Origin of the sequence: Amycolatopsis rubida (assembly GCF_900115345.1) — a bacterium.
Taxonomy (GTDB): domain Bacteria; phylum Actinomycetota; class Actinomycetes; order Mycobacteriales; family Pseudonocardiaceae; genus Amycolatopsis; species Amycolatopsis rubida.
The window spans coordinates 355,154-375,006 of the sequence record NZ_FOWC01000004.1; the positions used below are offsets into that span (position 1 = coordinate 355,154).

The following is a 19,853-nucleotide window of genomic DNA, read 5'->3' on the forward strand; positions in this document are numbered from 1 at the left end:
CCGGGTCAAGCCGTTGCCGACAACGGGAAAACTCGCTCAGTCAAGAGTTTCCAGTGTCGTGACGCTGCGGTCGGCGAGGTTCGGGATGGCCTCGCCGAGAACGTACTTGCGAAAGGGCTCGCCTGCCTTGTGGTCGTCGTAGCCCGACGCGTCGACGTACTTCTCGTACAGCACGAAGGTATCCGGGTCTTCCGCGCTGACGTGGGCCTGGAATTCGAGCGACTTCTCCTCCCGCCGGTTCAACGGGGCGACGGTGCGGAGGATGTCGCGGATGCGCTCGGCCTGGCCGGGCTTGGCCTTCCAGGTCGCGATCACCACGAACGCCATGACGTGTTCTCCTGCTCATGAGTCGGCGAATACGGAAACGAGGGGATCAGAAGCGGGTGAAACCGATGGCGCGCAACTGCTCGCGGCCCTCGGCGCTGCTGTCGCCGGGTGTCCACGCCCACTCGATGTGAACGCCCTTCGCCGGAGCTTCCGGCTCGTCGACGAGCACCCGGTTGATCTGGTCGGTCGTGATCCCGGTCAGCGGACAGGCCGCGGACGTCAGCGTCATGGTCAGGCTCACGATTCCCGCCTCGTCGAGGCCGATTCCCCGGATAAATCCGAGATCGACGATGTTGACGCCGAGATCGGGGTCGAGGACGTCGTAGAGCGCCTCGCGAACGGCCTCGGCCGCGCTGCCGGGTTCCGGTTCCACGGTGCGCGTTCCGGCCGCGGTCACGGCCGGTGCCGCTGCTGACGGCTCGGCCGCGGGCTGGAACGCCCGGGGTGCCGCGGGACGCGTGCCCGCTGGCTGGAGGGTCAGCGAAACGGTGGCGGTGGGCCGGGAGAACCAGCTGCCCGCGCCCAGTTTGCGGGATTCGCGCAAGAGGTCCTGCCCTGGCCGGGCGCTTCCTTCGACCAGCACGAGCCGGGCGGGCTGGATACCGGCCCGCCCGGCACTGGCCAGCGCGATGTCCAGCACCCTTGCCACCGGCTCGCAGGTGCGGCCGGGGCCGAACCGCAACCTGGCCAGTGCCTCCGGTGCCGCCAGCCCGCACACGGTGCCCAGGGCAGCCTCCGCGTCCGCGGCTTCGACGTGCACGCGATCCTCGCTGGTGCGCAGGACCGCCCAGTCGGTCGCGCTTTCGGCGGGAAATGCGGTAACGGCAGGGGTCATGGCGTGCTCACCACCGGGGCGTCGGGCGGGGCCAGTCGTTTGAGGCGTACCGATTCGTCACGCAGCTCGTCCGCGCTGGCCTGGTGCGGCCGGGCGAGCAGCCGTCGGGTGTCGATGATGTCGCGCGGGCGATCGAGGTCTTCGGCGTCGGCGCTGACGGCGTCTTCGAGGTCGAGGACGATGGCTGGCGGCTGCCTTGTCGAACCGGCCTGCGCGGTCGCCGGGAACGAACAGCAGTGTGCGTGCGGTGGCGAGTGTGTCGGTCCTCAGCATCAGAGACTCCTGCCGGTGTCGTCGGCCGTGGTCCGGTCACATGGTGAAGCCGATGGCCCGCAGTTGTTCGCGCCCCTCGTCGGTGATGCGTGCGGGTGTCCACGCCGGAGTCCAGATCCAGTCGATGTGGAACCCGGTGGCGAGGCCAAGGCCGCCGACGAGCGTGGTGCGGATTTGGTCTTCCATGATGCCGGTCAGCGGGCAAGCGGCGGAGGTGAGAGTCATGGTGAGGATGGCATGGCGATCGTCGTCGAGGGCGACATCGAGGACGAAGCCGAGGTCAACGATGTTGATACCGAGATCGGGGTCGATGACCTCGTACAGGGCTTCGACAATCTGGCCCCGTGGTGTGCCGGGGTCGAGGGAACGGGGATCAACGGGAGCGGCAGAGGTGGTCATCACAGTGACTCCTTCCTGGTGGTGTCACCGGTAGCGACACGAGAGCCGGTCGGATTCCGGTCGTTGGGTCGAACCTCGACGGTGATCTCGGTGGTCTTGGTGGTGATCCAGTCGGCCGTACCGTGTGCCTGCCGGCGGACCCGGATAACGTCCTGGCCGTCACCGACGAGACCGTCGCCGACGACGAGAGTTTCGGGTCGATGGTGGCTGCGGCGGGCGGCATCGGCCGCTGCTCTTTGGACGATGCGGGCGATCTGCGGGCAGATCACGGCCGGGTTGAACCGGAGCACGTGCAGGGCGCGCGGGACCGGCATGCCGTGGATGTGGGCCAGGACTCGGGCAGCGTACGCGGGGCTGATGCGGGCTTCGCCGTCGTGACCGATGTAGCGTTCTCCGAGGCTCTCCTCGATCACCGCTCACGCTCCTTGGGGGGCCTGTTGGCTCGTGGGCCGGGGAACAAGTCGGGCGAGGTTGACGCTTTCGTCCCGCAACTGCTCGGCGGTGACCGAAAGGCCGGCAGTGATGAGCTTGCGGCCGCCGATGATGTCCTTGCCGCGGTCGAGAGCGAACACCGAGAGGACTTGTCCGTCCTTGCAGAAGAACGCCGAGAACTGCCGGGTCGCGGTGTCTCCGCGGAGCACGATTTCGTCATGACCGGTGGCGATACCTACCGATTGCAGGCTGTGGTCGTACTGGTCCGACCAGAACCAGTGCTGGTCGGTGAACGGAGTCTGCCGCCCGAGCATGTTCTTGGCTGCGGCGGCGCCCTGCTTGATCGCGTTGTCGTGGTGCTCCACACGGACGTGTCGGTTGTAGGAGGTGTGGAAGTGACTCGCAACGTCGCCTGCGGCGTAGACGTCGGTGGCGCTGGTGCGGCAGTGGGCATCGACAAGAATGCCGTTGTCGCATGCGATCCCGGCTGCTTCGGCGAGTTCGGTGTTGGGTTGCAAGCCGACGGCGACCAGCAGTGCGCCGCAGTCGAGAACGGCCCGGTCGGTGGTGATCCGCAGACCGGAGCCGGTGTCGCGGACGGACTCCACGCGCTCGCCTGTGCGCACGTCGACACCGGCGTCGCGGTGCACTTGGGCGATGATCTCACCGAGTTCGGCGCCGAGTACCCGCTGCAGGGGAACATCCAGCATTTCCAGCATGGTCGCTTCCAGGCCGAGACCTCGCGCGGAGGCGGCTACTTCGCAGCCGATGAACCCTCCGCCGAGTACCACGACGCGGTCACCCGTGGACATGTGTTCGGCCAGGCGCCGGGCGTCCTCGATCCCACGCAGGTACAGCACCCGGTCGCTGTCGAGGTCCGGCAGTCTTCGTGGCCGGCCGCCTGTGGCCAGCAGCAGCGTGTCGTAGCCCAGGCGCCGTCCGTCGTCGAGTGTCATCGTCTTCGCCGTGGTGTCCAGTGTGGACGCTTCAGTTTCGAGGAGCAGGTCTACCTTGTTTTCGGCGTACCAGCCGACGGGGTTGATCGCGAGGTCGTCGGCAGCGACCTCGCCGGTGAGGAATTGTTTGGACAGTGGGGGACGCTCGTAGGGGGGCACCGGCTCGTTGCTGATGATGGTGAGTTGACCGTCGAAGCCTTCGGCGCGCAGCGTGCGGGCCGCTGCGCCGGCGCAGGTTCCCCCTCCGACGATCACGAAGTGCCGCGAGTCCACGGTCCTCTCCTCTGCTGGTAGTGCGCCTCGGTTGGCGGCTTGTCTCCGCGGGCTCAGGGCTCCACGGTGGTATAGAACGACACCTGCCGGTCGGCCAGCAGGGGCCGGACCCGTCGGGCGACATAGTCCTGGTAGTGCCGGCTGTCGACGTGGGCCTGGAATGCGTTGCTGTCGTGGTACTGCTCGTAGAGCACGAACACGTCTGGGTCGTCGGCGGAACGGTTGACGGTGAACCCGACACAGCCCGGTTCGGCGCGGGTCGCGACGATGTGGGGTCGCAGCGCCGCGGCGACCTCATCACCACGACCTGGTTGGACTCGGTAGTGGGCGAGTACGGCGAAGGTCGACGTACGTGCCTCCTTCCCTCGTGGGTGGCCCGGGGACTGGTCGGTATGGTCAGGGAACGTCGACTTCGACGGTGTCGTCGCTGGTGACCCGGCACGGGAAGGCCTTGAGCCGGCAGTCGGTGGGATTGACTCCGGCGCCGCTGGCGGCGTCGAACTCCCACAGATGCCGGGAGCAGGTGATCTTCTCTCCGTCGAAGTCGCCTTCGTCGAGTGCCCATTCCTGGTGCGGGCATCGGTTCTCGTAGGCGCGGACGTCACCGTCGAGGTTGACGAGCAAGACTTTCGTGCCGGCGACCTCGACGCCGGTCATCTCGCCTTCCCAGAGTTCGTCGAGTTCGATGGCCTTGCGCCATGTTCCGGTGGCTTGCGCGGAGCCCGCGTTCGTCATGAGTCTTCCTGCCTTGAGTGCCGGCCGCACTCGTGCGGCCGGGATTGTCGTGATCTCCGAGGTCGTGCCGCGGCGGATGGTGGCCCAGGTTGCGTCACCACCCGCCACGGCGGGACGCTCATCCGGCGGCGGTATCCGGTTGCGCGAGTCCGATCTGGTCGATCAGCTCGGCGCGGGCACGGCGTGCAGCGTCGACCATGTCCATGACGCGGTGCGGGTGTTCCGGTGCCGCGGCGAGGACATGGGCGAGCCCTTCCACGGCGGCGTCGGCCAATGGGGACCACTGATCGATCCAGCCCTGCAGGACGCTGGCGTTGCCGGGCCCTTCGGTGACCGCGAACTTGGCTAGCGCACCACTCCACCGGTCCCGGCGCTTGCTGTCGACCTGCAGGAAAGACATGAGCAGCCAGGTCAGGTCGTCGCCGTTGGCGTGCGCGATCTCGCGCAGTTGCCGCAGCAGCAGATCGTCCAGGCTGGGCAGCAGCACCAGGTTGACCGCGGTGAACGCTTCGGCCCAGTCGTAGGTGACCAGCGCGTTCTCGACTGCCTTGCGGGCTGGTTGCCAGGCCGCGTCGTTCTCCCAGATCTCCCGTTCTCCGGTGGCAAAACCCTCCTCCGGCCAGGCCATCTGCAGTTCACGGGTGCGGTAAGCGACCAGCGACACCCGGCGCAGCACGTCTGCGGCAGCGAACGTCGCGGCGTTGGTGATGTAGGCCGAGGGCGCCATGTACCCGAAGTAGGCGTGAATCTGCTGCAGCCCGTGCAGCGGGTAGCGCGTCGGGGTGAACAGCCTGGCCAGCACGCTCCGCCACCGCGGGTGCAGCCTGGCGTCGGCGTTCGAATCGGCATACTGGTCCAAGACGCCGCGGACCTTGGTCTCCTGCTCGTTCTGGACCGCCACATACTGCCGGTAGGTCATCTTGTCGGGGTCCCGGAAGCTCTCCCAGTCCTCCACCGAGAGCGGCGATCCGTCGCGATAAGTGCGGAACCAGAGGTTCGCCGGGGACGACGGGTTCTGTTCCAGTGGCGCCTTGCGCCCCTGGCGTGTGGTCCAGTTGGTTCCGTGGGTGACGATCTCGTACTCGCTGGGGCGCCGCTTGACGTCGCCGAAGGCGCTCCAGGTGCGCTGACGGCGTGGTTTCTTCGTGTTGTCGGTCATGGTCTCCTGCCTTGTCTCAGCGGACCGCCGTCTTGCGGCTGGCGCCGGTCTGCCATTCGATACGGTCGCTGGAGGTCGTGATCCGCCCGGCGAAGGAGGACAACATGCCTTCCAGCGAGCGGATCTGGAATCCGCCGCCAAGATGCTCTTGCAGGGTGGCCTCGGTGACGACCAGTTTGTCGGTGGCCTGGACCCGGACGTAGGAGCCGCGGTCGATGACCTCGATTTCGGTGTCGGGATTGTCGTCGCGGATCGCGGCGACGACCGCGTCCACTTCCTCGCACATCCGCAAGACCGGGCCCACGGCGTTGTCGATGGCCATGTCAGTCCTGCTCCTGGTAATCCACGCGAATGTGATCCATCGGGCCGATACCCGCCTGAGCCACGGTGACGTCCGCGGGAACCTCTCGGCCGTGGTGAAAAACGGCCTTGGGCAGGTCCCTGGCGCGCACCCGCCGACCTTCGACGTGGTGGGCGACGAGCCCTGCGACTTCGGTCATGGTGCAGTTGCTCATCACCGGCACGAGGATCTCGGTGAAGTCGTCGGCGAAGATCGCGTTCACCGGCACCAACTGCGGTTCGGCCGCAGTCCCGCCGGTCTCGGCCACGAGGTCCGTTGCGGTGTCGGTCATCAGCTGCCCCCTCCGGCGATGATCAGCTCCGGTGCGCCGGAGCCGGTCGCGTAGTCCCGGGCCCAGGCGTATCCGTCCGCGTCGTCGCCGGCGACATCGGGAGTGATGCCCATGTAGGCCAGCAGGCCGGGGACGTCCATCGGCTGGATTTCGCCGAGCAGGAACCGCTCGACCAGGGTGGTGTGGTTGATGTTGTCGCGGTCTTCCCACCAGATCTGACGGCAGGTCTTGGAACAGAAGTGATATGTCGTGCCGTTGTGCTTGAGCGAGTGGTTGCGCACCCGCCAGGTTCCGTCCCGGCCGTAGGTGGCATTGCAGCACGGCAGGTGACACATGTTGCACAGCCACGGAAGTGTCTCCGGCAGGGTGGCTTCCATGTTGCCGGAATTGATGGCTTCGGCCAGTACCTTCCACTTGTCGCCATAGAGTGTGTCCCAGTTCGGATACTTCTCCCGCAGCCACTCCACCGACGCGGCATCCACCCCGGCCGCGGGCTTCCACCACGTGGTCGGCCTCCAGTACCACAAGCCCATGTGCAACGAGTGGTGCCAGACGTCGAGACCTTCCATGAACTCGTCCCAGTACCACGGTTTGCGCAGCCCGTAGTCGTTGAGAGTGCGGACGAACTGGTCGACGATCCATTCCTCCATGAACTCCCGGTAGGACTGCTTGCGGTGCTCGACGGGGGTGTAGTAGTCCATCGGCGGCCCGGTCAGCGCGGAGAACGCGCGCGCGGTGAGCCAGAAGAACTTGTCCACCACCCACTGCGCGCGGACCGGATCGTGCTCGACGAGGATTTCCAGCGTCGGACCGCCCTGCTGGGAGTGGCGTGCCTCGTCGGTCTGGATCGAGGAGATCATGTTCGCGAAATTCACGTCCCCGGACTCCAGCGCGTCCGAGGAAAGCGCGACGAACTGCAGGTTGGTGAATCCGGTTTCGAACGTCATCGGCAGCTGGATGGCCAAGTCGACCGCGTTCGGCGAGATGATCATCGCGTCGAACAGGCTGCGCAAGGAGATCATGACCCAGTCGTTGGTGTGGAACGCTTTCTGCGTCCAGTCGTACTGCGGGTCCTTGCCGACGAATTCGTGGCCGAAGAACATCGTGATCTGGGCGTGCCGGATCTCGTCCAAGGCTCCGAAGATCGCCATGTTCTGCCAACCGGGGTTCAGCCCGAATCGGGCCATTCGCAGCTCACCGATGAGGCCGGCGTATTCCACGAGGCTGACACCGCCGTAGTGCATCTTCGTCGCGGACTTCCAGCCCTCCGACAGCGTCTCGAACGCGGTGGAGCGCTGCAACGCGGCTTTGACAGCGTAAGCCGCGCCCTCCTTGTCGTGCTGGGTGGAGACGTATTCGGGGTAGACGACCTTGTAGCTTTCCTCCCAGGCGTCCCACGCTTCGCGCGGGACCTTCCCGGTGCCGCTCTGCCAGTCCGGATAGACGGTCTCGTCGTCGACGAAGCTGTAGGTCCAGGCGACATCACGCACGATGTCTTGCCACTCTTCCCTCTTCAACAGGGTCATCGCTGTCCTTTCTCGTTAGTCGACTTCGAGGTGACCGAGCTGGCGGTAGATGCTCGCGTTGTCCCAGTACGCGGTGATCGAGTCGATCAACCCGTCCTCGTCGACGTGGAGCACGAACAGATGCGGTTCGGAGAACACCCGTCCCCGCGGAGCGATCACACCCCACGGGCCGGCCTGCGTACCGCCGATGACAACTTCGGCAGCGACATCACCGTGAGCGTCTGCGGTGATCGTCTTGACGGTGTTGGTCAGATCGGGGAACGCGCCGATCAGGCCCACCCACATCGGCTTGCCGATGGTGCGGACCTTCCCGTCACCGCGCAGGACACGCTGTTTGCCCCACATCTCGAACGGCACGTAATGGAAGTCCGCGCCGGGTGTGCACAATGTGACCATCGCGTTGACGTCCTGGTCGCGGTAAGCGGCGAAGAACGCCTCCACTGTCTCGGTCGCGGTGCGCCTGTCACTGGCCTGCTCGCTGGCCACAGTCATGGTGTTTGCGTCCTTCCCGGATCAAACGATGGACAGTTGATCGAGGCGTTTCACGGCCAGGCGGCGGTAGAGCTGGTTCTGGCACCAGAACGCCTTGATCGTGGTGATCCGCCCATCGGCGATGGTGAACACCCACACCTGGTCGAGGTCGAGATGCTTCTCCTGGTTGATCACACCGAGGTAGCTCGCGGTCTGGGTGCCTTCCAGCGTCAGCTCGGCGATAACCGTTCCGTCGGCCCCAGTGAACGACTTGCGCACCGTCAACCGCAGGTCCGGGAACGCCGCGACGGTGGCGGCGATGAACTCGCGACCCTGCTTCTCGGCGGTGCCGAGAACTCCTGCCGGGGGGATCTCGACCCTCGCGTCCTGTGCGAGCCGTCCCAGCGCCGCGTCGACATCGCCGTCGGCGAAGGCGCGCAGGAACTCCTCGGCGACCTTGCCTGGCTCCTGGCTCACCGTGCTACTCCCATCTGCTGCGTTCTCCTCGTTGCTGCCGGCCTGTTCGGAGCGGGTATTCCGGCCGCGCGTGAACAGGGACTTGATTCCCATGCCGATGTCCTCCTACAGCACTTCGAGTGCTTTGAGCACCGCGTCCGCCGCGGCGTCGGCCGAGTTCGGGTTCTGTGCGGTGATGAGGTTGCGGTCGACCACGACGTGCGATGTCCAGGCCGCCGGGGAGTCGTCGAATACCGCACCGGCGCCCTTGAGCGCGGTCTCCAGCCACCACTGCATCCCCGCCTTGCCCTGCGGAGTCTGCGCCTCCTCCTCGTCGGTGAACGAGGTCATCCGATAGCCGTCGAACAGCCACTGCCCCTCACTGTTGGCTCCGGCGGAGAGCAGGAACGCAGGGCCGTGGCACAGGGACGCGATCGGTGCGTTCTTCTCGTGCAGTACCCGCAGAATCCTTGTCACGTCGGGGTTGTCGGCCAGATCGACCATCGGGCCGTGCCCGCCGGGAACGAACACCGCGTCGAACTCGGCCAGCTGGGCGTCGGAGAGCTCGGCGAGGTTCACCGGATGCTGGAATCCGGTGATCTCGGCCAGTCGCGCCGCAACCCGGTCGGACTCGGCCTGTGCGTCGGCGTTCACCGCGGCGACGGCGTCCTCGACGTCAGCCTTGCTCAGCGGGCCCGCGAGGCCGTCGTCGATCAGGACCTCGGCGAACGGACGGTCGCCGAGCCAGGTGATCTGTGCGGCTTTGTTGATCAGCTCACGGGCACCCGCATCGTCCAGGCCGTGGTCGCGCAACGCGAAGTAGACCCTGCGCGCCGCGGCCAGCCCGAGTTCGGTCATGTGCCGCAGGGTCAGGCGGATGTCGTCCACATCGTGGGCGAAGGTGCGAGTGATCGAGGCGAGGAAGTCCTCGTCCTCGTCGGGGTAATGGAAGAACGGCTCGAGACCGTAAGGGTCGGCCAGCGGTGGCCTCCCGTCGGCGGTGGTGACCACGACCTCGACTCCCGCCTCGGTGAATCGCTCGTACGGGGTCAGCGCCTCCTCGGCGAAGTAGCCGGTGACGTGCGTCGAGCCGTCAGCGAAGGTCAACTCGCGGGCGCTGGAGACCAGAAACAGGACACGGGGCATACGGAACTCCCAAGGCAGCGACGTTGCTTGTGATCAGCAACACTAGGGAGGTGGCCTGCGGCTGCCTACGCACATTTCTGCTGAAGAGTTGCCCATTTCTCTCGACCGCAACGTGCAGGTCCTGCGGGCGCAACGGTCACACTCCGCGTTGTTCGGGTGGCACATCCTCGGCGCGCACCGCCGCGACACAGGGCGGGTCGCGGGGGTGAGGTCATCCACCGTGCCCAGATGGGCCTTGGTAGCGGCCATCGCAGCAGCGCGGGTTGCCGATTGTCGCTGAGTTCTTTCGGATTCCGCCGCAGCTGCCCCGCCGGCCGCTCGACGCTCGTACCGTCGGCGATGCTCTGCGCATTTGCGCGCACAATTTCAGGGAGGTTGTTCCATGACGTCGGTACTGCTGGCCGTGACCGGATCCGACCACTGGACGTTCGCCGACGGCACCAAGCACCCGTGCGGCTACTGGCCGGAGGAACTGGCCGAGCCCCATCGGATCTTCCGGGAGGCCGGACTGGACATCACGGTGGCCACCCCCGGCGGAGTGGTGCCGACCGCGGACGAGGCCGGGTTCACCCCGGAGATGAACAACGGTTCGGCCGAGACCGGGCAGAAGCTGCGTGGCTACCTCGCCGGTATCGCCGGCGAGCTGTCCACACCGAAGGTGCTGGAGGAGCAGCACGCCGGGGACTTCGACGTCATCTTCGTCCCCGGCGGGCACGGGCCGATGGAGGACCTCGCGGCTTCTCCGGCGTTCGGAGCGCTGGTCCGGGAGTTCGCCGACGCGGGCAAGCCGGTCGCCGCGGTGTGCCACGGTCCGGCGTCGCTCCTGCCGGCCAAGGACGATGCCGGGAAGTGGTTGTTCGAGGGCTATCAGCTGACCGCGTTCACCAACATCGAAGAAGGCCAGGTCGGCTATGCCGACAGGGCGGCGTGGTTGCTGGAAGACCGGCTCAAGGAATACGGGGCGACGTTCAGCAACGCCGACCAGCCCTGGGGACCACATGTCGTGGTCGACCGAGGGCTCTACACCGGACAGAACCCGGCTTCCTCACAGCCACTGGCCGACCGGCTGGTTCAGGACCTGACCGCTTGACGATCCTCAGGGACCGCTCACCACCCCGGCCGGTCCGATCCGCGGGTGTGGTCCTCCGCCATGAAGCGGCGGACCACACCCGTATCTCCAGGTCTCCGGACCCAGAAATTCTGTGCAGACAACAGGCTAGGGGCTCCCCGGCGCCTGTCATGCGGTCCTGAAGCGCCGGCTCCCGGGTCGGATGTCGTCAGTCCTGCGGACGTGGACCGTGTCGCGGTCCCCCGGTGAAATGCTTGTGCGGGGCGGCCGGCAGATAGGTTTCTGGTCGAACCTGGTCCGGAAGGCGAGGACTTCCTCGGACCGGCACCGGCCAGCCACGGAGGTCGGAATCCCTGCCGCCGACAGACCTCCGGAGTAGCGCCGCACGTCGTGGCGCTCTGGTACTCGTGCCCAAGTCGCTGTCGGCACTTGGTGCGAGCACCAGAGCCGACAGCGTGCGGTCCTGCCGCTGAACCTGCTTCTCGTGCGCCCTGTCCAGGGCTCGCGGCGGCAACCGTGCGCGGCCAGCACGGTCCACCGCCATTTCGTCCGGCCTTGCGATCCGAGGATGCCGGCGGCCGAACATCCGGCCCATCGCGACCCGGACAGCCCAGGTCGGGCCCTTCAGCCCAGCGTGAACGGATCGCGGGTGTCGCCGGTCAGTTCGACCCAGATCGACTTGGTCTCCGTGTATTCGTAGACAGCATCGATCCCGTTCTCCCGGCCGACGCCACTGTATTTCAGGCCGCCGAAGGGGACGTTCGGTCCGACGGTCCGGTAGGCGTTGATCCACACCGTCCCGGCCCGCAGCCGGTGCGCGACGCGGTGCCCGCGGTGGATGTCCTTGGTCCACACCGACCCCGCCAGGCCGTAGCGGGAGGCGTTGGCCAGCGCAATGGCCTCGTCCTCGGTGTCGAACGGCAGCACCGTGAGCACGGGCCCGAAGACTTCCTCGCACACGATCTCGCTGGTCGGGGCGACCCCGGTCAGCACGGTCGGCCGGATGAAGAACCCGCCGAGTCCGGAATCGGGTCCACCTCCGGTGGCGATGGTGGCGCCCTCCTTCCGGGCGGCGGCAAGCATGCCGGTGACCTTCTCGAACTGCGGGGCGTTGGCCATCGGGCCCATCTCGGTGGCCGGGTCGGCGGGGTTTCCCAAAGTGATCGTCTCGGCGCGGGCGACGACTTTCGCGACCAGTTCGTCGTGGACCGAGCGGTGCACCAGCAGCCGCGCGCCGGCCATGCAGGTCTGCCCGGAAGCGGCGAACACCCCGGCGATCACGCCGTTGGCGGCGGCGTCGATATCGGCGTCGGGAAACACCAGCTGAGCCGATTTGCCGCCGAGTTCGAGGGTGACGCGGGAAAGGTGGTCGGCGGCGGCGTGGGCGACGCTGATCCCGGTCGTGGTGGAACCGGTGAACGCGACCTTGTCCACATCGGGGTGAGCGGCGAGCGCCTGACCTGTGGCCGGGCCGTATCCGGTGATCACGTTGAACACGCCGGGCGGGAACCCGGCCTCCTCCACCAGTGCGGCAAGTGCGATCGCGGTGATCGGGGTGTGATCGCTGGGTTTGACCACGAAGGTGCAACCTGCCGCCAACGCGGGGGCCAGTTTCCAGGCCAGCAACAGCAACGGCGAGTTCCAGGGCACGATCGCAGCGACCACACCGAGTGGCTCGTGCCGGGTGTAGGCGAAGAAGTTCGGTTTGTCGCTGGGAATCGCGGAGCCTTCGAGTTTGTCCGCCAGCCCAGAATAATAGTAGAACCATTGCGGGATATACGACAACTGCCCGGACATCTCGCGCAGCAGCTTGCCGGAGTCGCGGGTTTCCAGCACGGCCAACGTGTCGGCGTCGCGGGCGATGAGGTCACCCAGACGCCGCATGAGCACGGCCCGTTGAAAGCCAGTCATCGCACCCCAGGGGCCGGACAGCGCGGCACGAGCGGCGGCGACCGCGGCATCCACATCGGAGGCGCCGGCGTCCGGGGCGCTGGCCCAGGCCTTCTGTGCGTAGGGGTCGAGCGTGTCGAACCGGGCGCCGGAGTGCGCCTCGACGCGCTCACCGTTGATGACCATCTGATAATAGGCGACCTCCGCCGCGGTGACCGGAGCGTCGGTGGTGGTGGACATGATCGGCAGTCTCCTCGTAGTCAGGTGGATCGCTTGATCGGCGCTGGGGATCTCGGATGCGGTGGTCAGGGCATGGTGCGGACGCGGCTGGTGGCTCGGTCGACCTGCAAGGCCACGGCGGTGCGCTGGGTTTCGGCGTACGCGCGCGGGGTCACGCCGAAGTGGCGTTTGAACTCGGTAATGAAGTGCGACAGGCTGGTGTAGCCGACCTCACGGGCCACCTCACTCACGCTCAGGCCCTCCTCGACGAGCAAGGTACGGGCCCGGTCCAAACGCATCCGTTTGACGAACTGGTACGGAGACATGCCGGTCACTTCCCGGAACAAGTGTGCGAAGGCCGAGGGGCTCATCGCGACGTGGTCGGCGAGATCGGCGACGGTGACCGGTTCGTTCATGTGTTCCTGGACATAGCGGATCACTTGTGAGACGGGGTTGAGTTCGTGCTCGGTGGCCGCCGCCGCGAGCAGGCGGGAACACTGCTCAGCCTGCAAGAGCCGGTAGCAGATCTCCTGCAGATACATCGGTGCCAGCACCCGGCGGTCGGCACCGGAGGTGATCGAACGCAGAAACCGCAGGATCGCACCCGTCAATGGAATATCCACAGTAGACACATACGCGGGAGCGACCGGAGGAGACACCGGTCGGTGAAAAGTGGTAGTGGAGCGCTCCAGCATGTCGGAGGACACCTGGCGCACAATGCCGGGATCGATCTGCAGCACGAACGACAAGAACGGCTTCTCCGCACTGGCTTCAAGGATCTCAGCCTGGAATCGCTGGCCCCGGGTGAAAACCAAATAGCGGAACGGGTCGTAGAAGTGGTCGATACCGCCCTCGACCGCGACGCGTTTGCGTCCCTGTGCGACGAAACAGAGCGCCAACGACCGGACCTCGTCCCACTGCGGAACCATCGGCGAGGTGAATTTGTACACCGTCAGGCCCTGCCACACCGACCGGTTGGGGCCCACCTGGGAGGCGGCGGCGGAGATTTCGGCGATGAGATCACCGACAGTGAGCCGCTCCTCGGGGAACAAGTCTGATGTCGACACTGCCGCCACCTCCACGATGAGGGTTGTTGCACTCGTGCTGTACCACAGCCGGAGACCGCCGGCTCGCGTGTCAGGACAGGATCACCGCGCACCGCCACAGCAGCACCGGACGCAGCCGACCAGCCGGCCCGGCCCGGGCGTCAACCTCAACACGCAGCCACGCCAGCCCGCCTCCGGTGACGAGCGGCTCGGTGGATTCCACGGTCACCGTGCTGGCGAGCGAGTCGCCCTCGCGCACGGGGCCGACGTGATCGCAGCCGTCCCAGCCGGCGACGGTGACGATGTTGGGTATCGCACGGCTGACCTGCGCCAAGGCCAGCCCGATGGTGTGCCCGCCGTACACCAAGCGCTGCCCGCCTGCGGCGATCTCGTCATGATGCACCGTCGCGATATTCAAGGTTAATCGCGCCAATTCCGGTGCCGAGGACACGACGTCGGCACCGACGACCTTCCACTGGCGACCCACCCCGATGTCGGTGAAATGCTCACCGCCTCGCACCTGCCGCCGGAACAGGTCCAGTCGCCAGTGCGCGACCGCCGCGGCGAACTCCGCCGGGCCGGGCCGGACACCGACAGCATCCAGATCGTCGCGATGGCCGGTATCAGCGGCGGGGTCACCGAGCGGCAGCATCGCGCAGCGCCAGAAATCCAGCACCGGGCGGTGTTCCTGATCTACCGTGCTGACCCGCGGGACAGCCAGTCCGGTAGGGCGGCGCTCAGGACGGGGCCGGTTCTGCCGCAGCGCGACGACCTCGGTGGCAGTGGTCAGCGTGTCGCCGATCATCGGAAATCGACGGAACACGAAACCGCGGTAGAACAGGTTGGCCCGCACGTGATGCGTCGGAAGTGTCGACTGCCCGATCGCGACATCCCACACCAGCGCCGGGTGCACCAGCGATTCTTGACCCACCACCGCGGCCGCCAGGCGATCATCCGGCGGCAACCGCAGCCGGTCGCCGACGATCGCCTGATGGGTCACCGCGTGCCCGTTGCTCAGGGCCACCGATGGAGCGGTGTCGAAGACCTGTCCGACAGCCAGCTGTTCGAAGAACGGGCCCTGTGCGGCCACCAACGGTCCCGCCGCCTTGGTCATAGGCACGCTGCTGACCACTCTTCGACTCCTCGTTGCTGTCGATGTCCGACCCAGTCCAGATATGTACGGCCAATTCTGCGGAGAGTCTTCCTTAGGGGCGTGGCACTGTCAACACGCGATGGCGTTCGCGCGCTGACCCGCATTGAGACGGCCTGCCACGATTCAATGCAGACCATCGAGGATGGAGGTGAGTCAGAGGCATCGGTGGTTCGTCTCATCGGACGTTGACAGGCCAGGCCTGCCCTTGCAGTATTGGCCGTACATTAATGCTCATCGGGGCCCAAGCAGGCCGGCGGCGACGTCAGGCACTCACCGCTCGGGTGGGCCTTTCACCAAGCAGGATCCGGGAGTTGAGGATGGAATCGACCGCCGAGACGTTGGCGCGGTGGGCGCACGACTACGTGCCAGACACCGACGACCTCGAACTGGCGCAGCGTTCGCTGCTCGACACGATGGCCGTCACGCTCGCCGCCCGCCACGATGACCTGGTGAGGCTGTCGGCGGGGCTCCCGGACGCGGCGCGCTGGGCGGCGGTCGGTCACGTACTGGATTTCGACGACCTGCACATGGAGTCCACCACCCACATCAGCGTGGTCTGCGTGCCGGCGACGCTCGCCGTCGGCGGCGACGCCCGCGCCTACCTCGCCGGCGCCGGGGTCATGGCTCGGCTCGGGGTGGCGCTGGGGTGGTCGCACTACGCCAGTGGCTGGCACACGACCTGTACTGCCGGTGCTCCGGCGGCCGCGGTCGCGGCGGCGGTCGCGCTGGACCTGTCGTCCGAGCAGATCGCCACGGCAATCGCTCTGGCCGTACCGGCCGCGGGCGGGGTGCAGCGGGCATTCGGGTCCGCGGGCAAGTCCCTGCAGGTAGGCTTCGCCGCCGACGCCGGCGTGCGTGCCGCCCGGCTCGCCGCCGCCGGAGCCGTCGCCGACCCGGCCGCGCTGGACGCCTGGCTCCGGCTGGTCGGCGGTGATCCCGGCCGCGTCGACACGGCGGGCCCGGCGATTCCTGGTGGCCTGGCGATCAAGATGTTTCCCTGCTGCTACGCGTTGCAGCGCCCGATCAGTGCATTACGCGAACAACTCCCCGAAGGAATCGCACCGTCCGCCGTGACCGGCATCGAGGTGAACACTCCGGAGGGGACGGTGCGGCCGCTGATCCACCGTCGGCCCAGTACTGGATTGCAGGGCAAGTTCAGTCTGGAGTACGCCATCGCCGCCGCGCTGCTGGATTCCCGGCCCGGCTTCGAGAGCTTCACCGACCGCGCCGTGACCAGGCCGGAGGCCCAGCGCTTGCTGCAGCTGGTGAACCTGACCGCGGCTCCGGGCGGCGACGGGCTGCTCGCCGGCCACGTCGACATCGTCCTCACCCTGCACGACGGCACCCAACACGCGGTGCGCCAACAGCTGCCGCCCGGTTCCCCAGCGCGACCGCCCTCGGCTCAGGACATGCGCGCCAAGGCCGCCGACTGCGGCCCCGACATACCCACCCTGCTCACCGAGCTGGACTGGGCGCGCGCGGCGGCCATCCTGGCCGACCAGCTGCCAGCCGTGCCGGCCACGTTCTCGCTGACACGTCGAGGAGCCGCCTGAGATGACCGAGCACCTGCGCCCCGCCTCGGCCGCTGTACCGCGCGCGGCTTCGGGAGATACGCCGCTTGCCCTGCCGTTGGCCGGGGTGACCGTGGTCAGCTTGGAGCAGGCTGTCGCGGCACCGTTCGCCACTCGCCAGCTGGCAGACCTCGGCGCCCGCGTGATCAAGATCGAACGGCCCGACGGCGGGGATTTCGCCCGCCGCTACGACGAGTCCGTCCAGGGGCAGTCCAGCTACTTCGTGTGGCTCAACCGCTCCAAGCAGTCCCTGACCCTGGACGTGAAGAACCCCGACGGGCGCGCGGTGCTGGAGGAACTGCTCGGCGAGGCGGACGTCCTGGTACAGAATCTCGGCCCCGGCGCCGCCGCACGGCTGAGTATCGACGCGGCGTCGCTGGCCGCGCGGCACCCGCGAGTGATCCCCTGCACGATCTCCGGCTATGGCACCGACGGACCGTGGGCCGACCGCAAGGCCTACGACCTACTCGTGCAGTGCGAAACCGGGCTCGTGTCGCTGACCGGCAGCCCCGAGGAGATGGCCAAGGCCGGCATATCCGTGGCCGACATCGCCGCCGGAATGTACGCCTACAGCGGCATCCTCACCGCCCTCTACCAGCGCGCCATCACCGGCTCGGTCGCCGCGGTCGAGGTGTCGCTGTTCGAAGCGCTGGCCGAATGGATGGGCTCCCCGGCCTACTACACCCAGTACAGCGGACAGCAACCGGCGCGAGTCGGCGCCCAGCACGCCACCATCGCGCCCTACGGCCCCTTCACCACTGCCGAGGACCAGACCGTGCTGCTGGCCATCCAGAACGAACGCGAATGGCACGCGTTCTGCCGGATCGCCCTCGACGACCCCGCACTGCCCCAGGACCCGAGGTTCGCCACGAACTCGGCCCGCGTGGCCCACCGCGACCAAGTCAACAGCGTGATCGCGGCCCGATTCGCCGCCCTGGACACCGACACCGTCCTGACGCTGCTGGACAAGGCCGGAGTCGCCAACGCCCGGCTCAACACCGTCGCCCAGTTCCTCGACCACCCTGTCCTCGCCGGACGCAACCGCTGGCGCACTGTCGCCACTCCCGGCGGCGACATCCAGGCCCTCCTCCCGCCCACCAGCCTCACCGGCCTCGATCCCGCCATGAACCCGGTCCCAGCCCTGGGCGAGCACACCGAGGACATCCTGCGCGGCCTGGGCCGCACCGACACCACCATCGCCGCCCTGCGCACCAACGGCGTCATCTAACCCACCCACCGGATTTTCCGGCACCGTCCGACACTTCCCGACAAGGATCCCTGTGAGCACCCTCAACGAAGAAGAACAGGCGATCGTCGACACCGTGCGCGACTTCGTCGACCGTGACGTCCGCCCGGCCGCCCACGATCTCGAACACGCCAACGAATACCCCGAGAAACTCATCGAGCAAATGAACCAACTCGGCATCTTCGGCCTGGCGATCCCCGAACCCTACGGCGACGTCGCCGTCTCCACCCCCTGCTACGTCCAGGTCACCGAACAGCTCGCCCGCGGCTGGATGAGCCTGGCCGGCGCCATGGGCGGACACACCGTCGTCGCCAAGCTCATCCTGACCTTCGGCACCGATCAACAGAAACAGCGCTACCTGCCGAAGATGGCCAGCGGCGAAATCCGCGCCACCATGGCGCTGACCGAGCCCGGCGGCGGCTCCGACCTGCAAGCCCTGACCACCAGCGCGCGCCACGACGGCGAGCACTACGTCGTCAACGGCGCCAAGACGTGGATCACCAACGCCCGCCGCTCACAGCTCATCGCACTGCTCTGCAAAACCGACCCCCAGGCCGAACCCCAGCACCGGGGTATCAGCATCCTGCTCGTCGAACCCGGCGACGGATTCGCCGTGTCCAAGGACCTGCCGAAACTCGGCTACAAGGGCGTCGAGAGCTGCGAACTGTCCTTCACCGACTACCGCGCCCCTGCCGACACGCTGCTCGGCGGGCAGGAAGGCCACGGGTTCACCCAGATGATGAAGGGCCTGGAGATCGGCCGCATCCAGGTCGCCTCCCGCGCCCTCGGCGTCGCCCGCGCCGCCCTCGACGACGCCCTGCGCTACGCCCAGGAACGCGAATCGTTCGGCAAGCCGATCTGGCGCCACCAGTCCATCGGCAACTACCTGGCCGACATGGCCACCAAATACACCGCCGCCCGCCAGCTCGTGTTGTTCGCCGCCGAGCGCTACGACGCCGGAGACCGCTGCGACATGGAAGCAGGTATGGCCAAGTTGTTCGCCTCGGAAACCGCGATGGAAATGGCGCTCAACGCGGTACGAGTCCACGGCGGCTACGGCTACTCCACCGAATTCGACGTGGAACGCTACTTCAGGGACGCTCCACTGATGATCGTCGGTGAAGGAACCAACGAGATCCAGCGTAATGTCATCGCCTCGCAACTCGTCGCCCGTGGAGGAGTCACCACATGACCAGCGCAACCACCCGCCTACCGGCTCACCGCGCTGACACCGACACCACCAGTGCGGACCATGAGCCACAGCAGGATGGCGCGAGCATCAAGGAACAGGCAGGCGAAGCAGCCTACAAAGTACTCGCCCGCATGTTGCGCACAGCGATCCTCCAACGCCGCTATGCCGACGGCGCGCGCCTGCCCACCGAAGCCGAACTCGCCGCCGAATACCAGGTCAGCCGCCAAACCGTCCGACGAGCGTTCCACGACCTCGTCGCCGAAGGCATGGTCCACCGCGTCCCTGGCCGCGGCACGTTCGCCGCCCCCCGCGACGGCCAGTACCTGCGGCAATTCGGCTCCATCGAAGACCTCATGGGCCTGTCGCTGGACACTCGGCTCGAAGTCCTCCGCCCCCTGCGCCGCCAAGTCAACGTCGAGGCCGCCAGCCGGCTACGGCTCGACAGCGATGCCGTCCACACCCTCGTGTTCCGCCGCACCCACAACGCCGAACCCTTCTGCCACACCACCGTCCACCTGCACCCGGCAGCCGGCGCAGCTCTCGGGGAGATCCCCGAGCTGACCGAACCGGGGGCTACCAGCGACGTCACCATCATCGGCCTGCTCGACACCCGGTTGCCCGCTCCGATCGCCGAAGCAGAGCAGAGCATCACCGCGGCCGCGGCCACCGACACCCTCGCTGAGGCCCTCGGCTGTCCACCCGGTGCGCCTTTACTCCGAGTCGATCGGATCTACCTCGCCACTGACGGCCAACCCGTCGAACTCGCCATCAGCCACTTCCTGCCCGAGCAATACTCCTACCGCGTCAAACTCCGCCGCAGCATGTAGCCGATCGCGTTTGACCCCGC

The 19,853-nt window shown here is 67.2% G+C and carries 23 protein-coding genes; 5 read left to right on the forward strand and 18 right to left on the reverse strand.

Going from position 1 to position 19,853, the window contains the following annotated elements:
* Window positions 1–36 precede the first annotated feature (36 nt).
* From BM362_RS19245 to BM362_RS19310, 15 genes are all read right to left on the reverse strand, one after another.
* Window positions 37–327, reverse strand: coding sequence for a putative quinol monooxygenase (locus tag BM362_RS19245; protein WP_067591336.1), 291 nt, complete (start codon window positions 325–327; stop codon window positions 37–39).
* A gap of 46 nt (window positions 328–373) precedes the next feature.
* Window positions 374–1,162 carry a metal-sulfur cluster assembly factor gene (locus BM362_RS19250; protein WP_093574060.1) on the reverse strand — a complete coding sequence of 263 codons (789 nt, stop codon included), beginning with the start codon at window positions 1,160–1,162 and terminating at the stop codon, window positions 374–376.
* Window positions 1,159–1,344 (reverse strand): hypothetical protein, encoded by a 186-nt coding sequence (locus BM362_RS50590; protein ID WP_208865271.1) that lies wholly within the window; start codon window positions 1,342–1,344, stop codon window positions 1,159–1,161. The genes BM362_RS19250 and BM362_RS50590 overlap by 4 nt, the downstream gene beginning before the upstream one ends.
* A 127-nt stretch (window positions 1,345–1,471) precedes the next feature.
* Window positions 1,472–1,834, reverse strand: a complete 363-nt coding sequence (locus BM362_RS19255) for a metal-sulfur cluster assembly factor (protein WP_093574224.1) — start codon at window positions 1,832–1,834, stop codon at window positions 1,472–1,474.
* On the reverse strand, window positions 1,834–2,247 hold the full coding sequence (locus tag BM362_RS19260) for an uL22 family ribosomal protein (protein ID WP_093574061.1): 414 nt from the start codon (window positions 2,245–2,247) through the stop codon (window positions 1,834–1,836). The genes BM362_RS19255 and BM362_RS19260 overlap by 1 nt, the downstream gene beginning before the upstream one ends.
* 3 nt (window positions 2,248–2,250) lie before the next feature.
* Window positions 2,251–3,495, reverse strand: a complete 1,245-nt coding sequence (locus BM362_RS19265) for an NAD(P)/FAD-dependent oxidoreductase (RefSeq protein WP_093574062.1) — start codon at window positions 3,493–3,495, stop codon at window positions 2,251–2,253.
* Window positions 3,496–3,548: 53 nt separating this feature from the next.
* Window positions 3,549–4,007 carry a putative quinol monooxygenase gene (locus tag BM362_RS49060; protein ID WP_244287221.1) on the reverse strand — a complete coding sequence of 153 codons (459 nt, stop codon included), beginning with the start codon at window positions 4,005–4,007 and terminating at the stop codon, window positions 3,549–3,551.
* On the reverse strand, window positions 3,892–4,230 hold the full coding sequence (locus BM362_RS19275; RefSeq protein WP_093574225.1) for a Rieske 2Fe-2S domain-containing protein: 339 nt from the start codon (window positions 4,228–4,230) through the stop codon (window positions 3,892–3,894). The genes BM362_RS49060 and BM362_RS19275 overlap by 116 nt, the downstream gene beginning before the upstream one ends.
* A 118-nt stretch (window positions 4,231–4,348) precedes the next feature.
* Window positions 4,349–5,389, reverse strand: coding sequence for a ferritin family protein (locus BM362_RS19280; RefSeq protein ID WP_093574064.1), 1,041 nt, complete (start codon window positions 5,387–5,389; stop codon window positions 4,349–4,351).
* Window positions 5,390–5,405: 16 nt separating this feature from the next.
* Window positions 5,406–5,711 carry an MmoB/DmpM family protein gene (locus tag BM362_RS19285; protein ID WP_244287208.1) on the reverse strand — a complete coding sequence of 102 codons (306 nt, stop codon included), beginning with the start codon at window positions 5,709–5,711 and terminating at the stop codon, window positions 5,406–5,408.
* A gap of 1 nt (window position 5,712) precedes the next feature.
* Window positions 5,713–6,021 (reverse strand): toluene-4-monooxygenase system B family protein, encoded by a 309-nt coding sequence (locus BM362_RS19290; RefSeq protein ID WP_093574065.1) that lies wholly within the window; start codon window positions 6,019–6,021, stop codon window positions 5,713–5,715.
* Window positions 6,021–7,547 carry a ferritin family protein gene (locus BM362_RS19295; protein ID WP_093574066.1) on the reverse strand — a complete coding sequence of 509 codons (1,527 nt, stop codon included), beginning with the start codon at window positions 7,545–7,547 and terminating at the stop codon, window positions 6,021–6,023. The genes BM362_RS19290 and BM362_RS19295 overlap by 1 nt, the downstream gene beginning before the upstream one ends.
* Before the next feature lie 15 nt (window positions 7,548–7,562).
* Entirely contained in the window at window positions 7,563–8,039 is a 477-nt protein-coding gene (locus BM362_RS19300) for a nuclear transport factor 2 family protein (RefSeq protein ID WP_093574067.1), read from the reverse strand.
* A 21-nt stretch (window positions 8,040–8,060) separates the two neighbouring features.
* On the reverse strand, window positions 8,061–8,588 hold the full coding sequence (locus tag BM362_RS19305) for a nuclear transport factor 2 family protein (protein ID WP_093574068.1): 528 nt from the start codon (window positions 8,586–8,588) through the stop codon (window positions 8,061–8,063).
* 12 nt (window positions 8,589–8,600) lie between these two features.
* Complete coding sequence (locus BM362_RS19310; RefSeq protein ID WP_093574069.1) at window positions 8,601–9,620, reverse strand: DJ-1/PfpI family protein; 1,020 nt, start codon at window positions 9,618–9,620, stop codon at window positions 8,601–8,603.
* Window positions 9,621–10,002: 382 nt separating this feature from the next.
* Here BM362_RS19310 and BM362_RS19315 point away from each other — a divergent pair, with 382 nt between their 5' ends.
* On the forward strand, window positions 10,003–10,710 hold the full coding sequence (locus BM362_RS19315) for a type 1 glutamine amidotransferase domain-containing protein (RefSeq protein WP_093574070.1): 708 nt from the start codon (window positions 10,003–10,005) through the stop codon (window positions 10,708–10,710).
* Between the two features lie 603 nt (window positions 10,711–11,313).
* Here the strand turns inward: BM362_RS19315 and BM362_RS19320 are convergent.
* The 3 genes from BM362_RS19320 to BM362_RS19330 form a co-directional block, all read right to left on the reverse strand.
* Window positions 11,314–12,819: an aldehyde dehydrogenase gene (locus BM362_RS19320; protein WP_093574071.1), complete on the reverse strand. Its 1,506-nt coding sequence runs from the start codon at window positions 12,817–12,819 to the stop codon at window positions 11,314–11,316.
* 65 nt (window positions 12,820–12,884) lie between these two features.
* Window positions 12,885–13,880, reverse strand: coding sequence for an AraC family transcriptional regulator (locus BM362_RS19325; protein ID WP_244287209.1), 996 nt, complete (start codon window positions 13,878–13,880; stop codon window positions 12,885–12,887).
* A 55-nt stretch (window positions 13,881–13,935) separates the two neighbouring features.
* Window positions 13,936–14,958: a hotdog family protein gene (locus BM362_RS19330; RefSeq protein ID WP_093574072.1), complete on the reverse strand. Its 1,023-nt coding sequence runs from the start codon at window positions 14,956–14,958 to the stop codon at window positions 13,936–13,938.
* A gap of 356 nt (window positions 14,959–15,314) precedes the next feature.
* Between BM362_RS19330 and BM362_RS19335 the strand changes: the two genes are divergently transcribed.
* Genes BM362_RS19335 through BM362_RS19350 form a run of 4 tightly spaced genes read left to right on the forward strand, consistent with a single transcriptional unit; the run spans window position 15,315 to window position 19,833 of the window.
* The gene (locus BM362_RS19335) at window positions 15,315–16,550 is read left to right on the forward strand and encodes an MmgE/PrpD family protein (RefSeq protein ID WP_093574073.1); all 1,236 of its coding nucleotides are present in this window, start codon (window positions 15,315–15,317) and stop codon (window positions 16,548–16,550) included.
* Between the two features lies 1 nt (window position 16,551).
* Window positions 16,552–17,796: a CaiB/BaiF CoA transferase family protein gene (locus BM362_RS19340; RefSeq protein ID WP_093574074.1), complete on the forward strand. Its 1,245-nt coding sequence runs from the start codon at window positions 16,552–16,554 to the stop codon at window positions 17,794–17,796.
* A gap of 52 nt (window positions 17,797–17,848) precedes the next feature.
* Window positions 17,849–19,006, forward strand: a complete 1,158-nt coding sequence (locus tag BM362_RS19345) for an acyl-CoA dehydrogenase family protein (protein ID WP_093574075.1) — start codon at window positions 17,849–17,851, stop codon at window positions 19,004–19,006.
* Entirely contained in the window at window positions 19,003–19,833 is an 831-nt protein-coding gene (locus BM362_RS19350; RefSeq protein ID WP_093574076.1) for a GntR family transcriptional regulator, read from the forward strand. The genes BM362_RS19345 and BM362_RS19350 overlap by 4 nt, the downstream gene beginning before the upstream one ends.
* Window positions 19,834–19,853 lie beyond the last annotated feature (20 nt).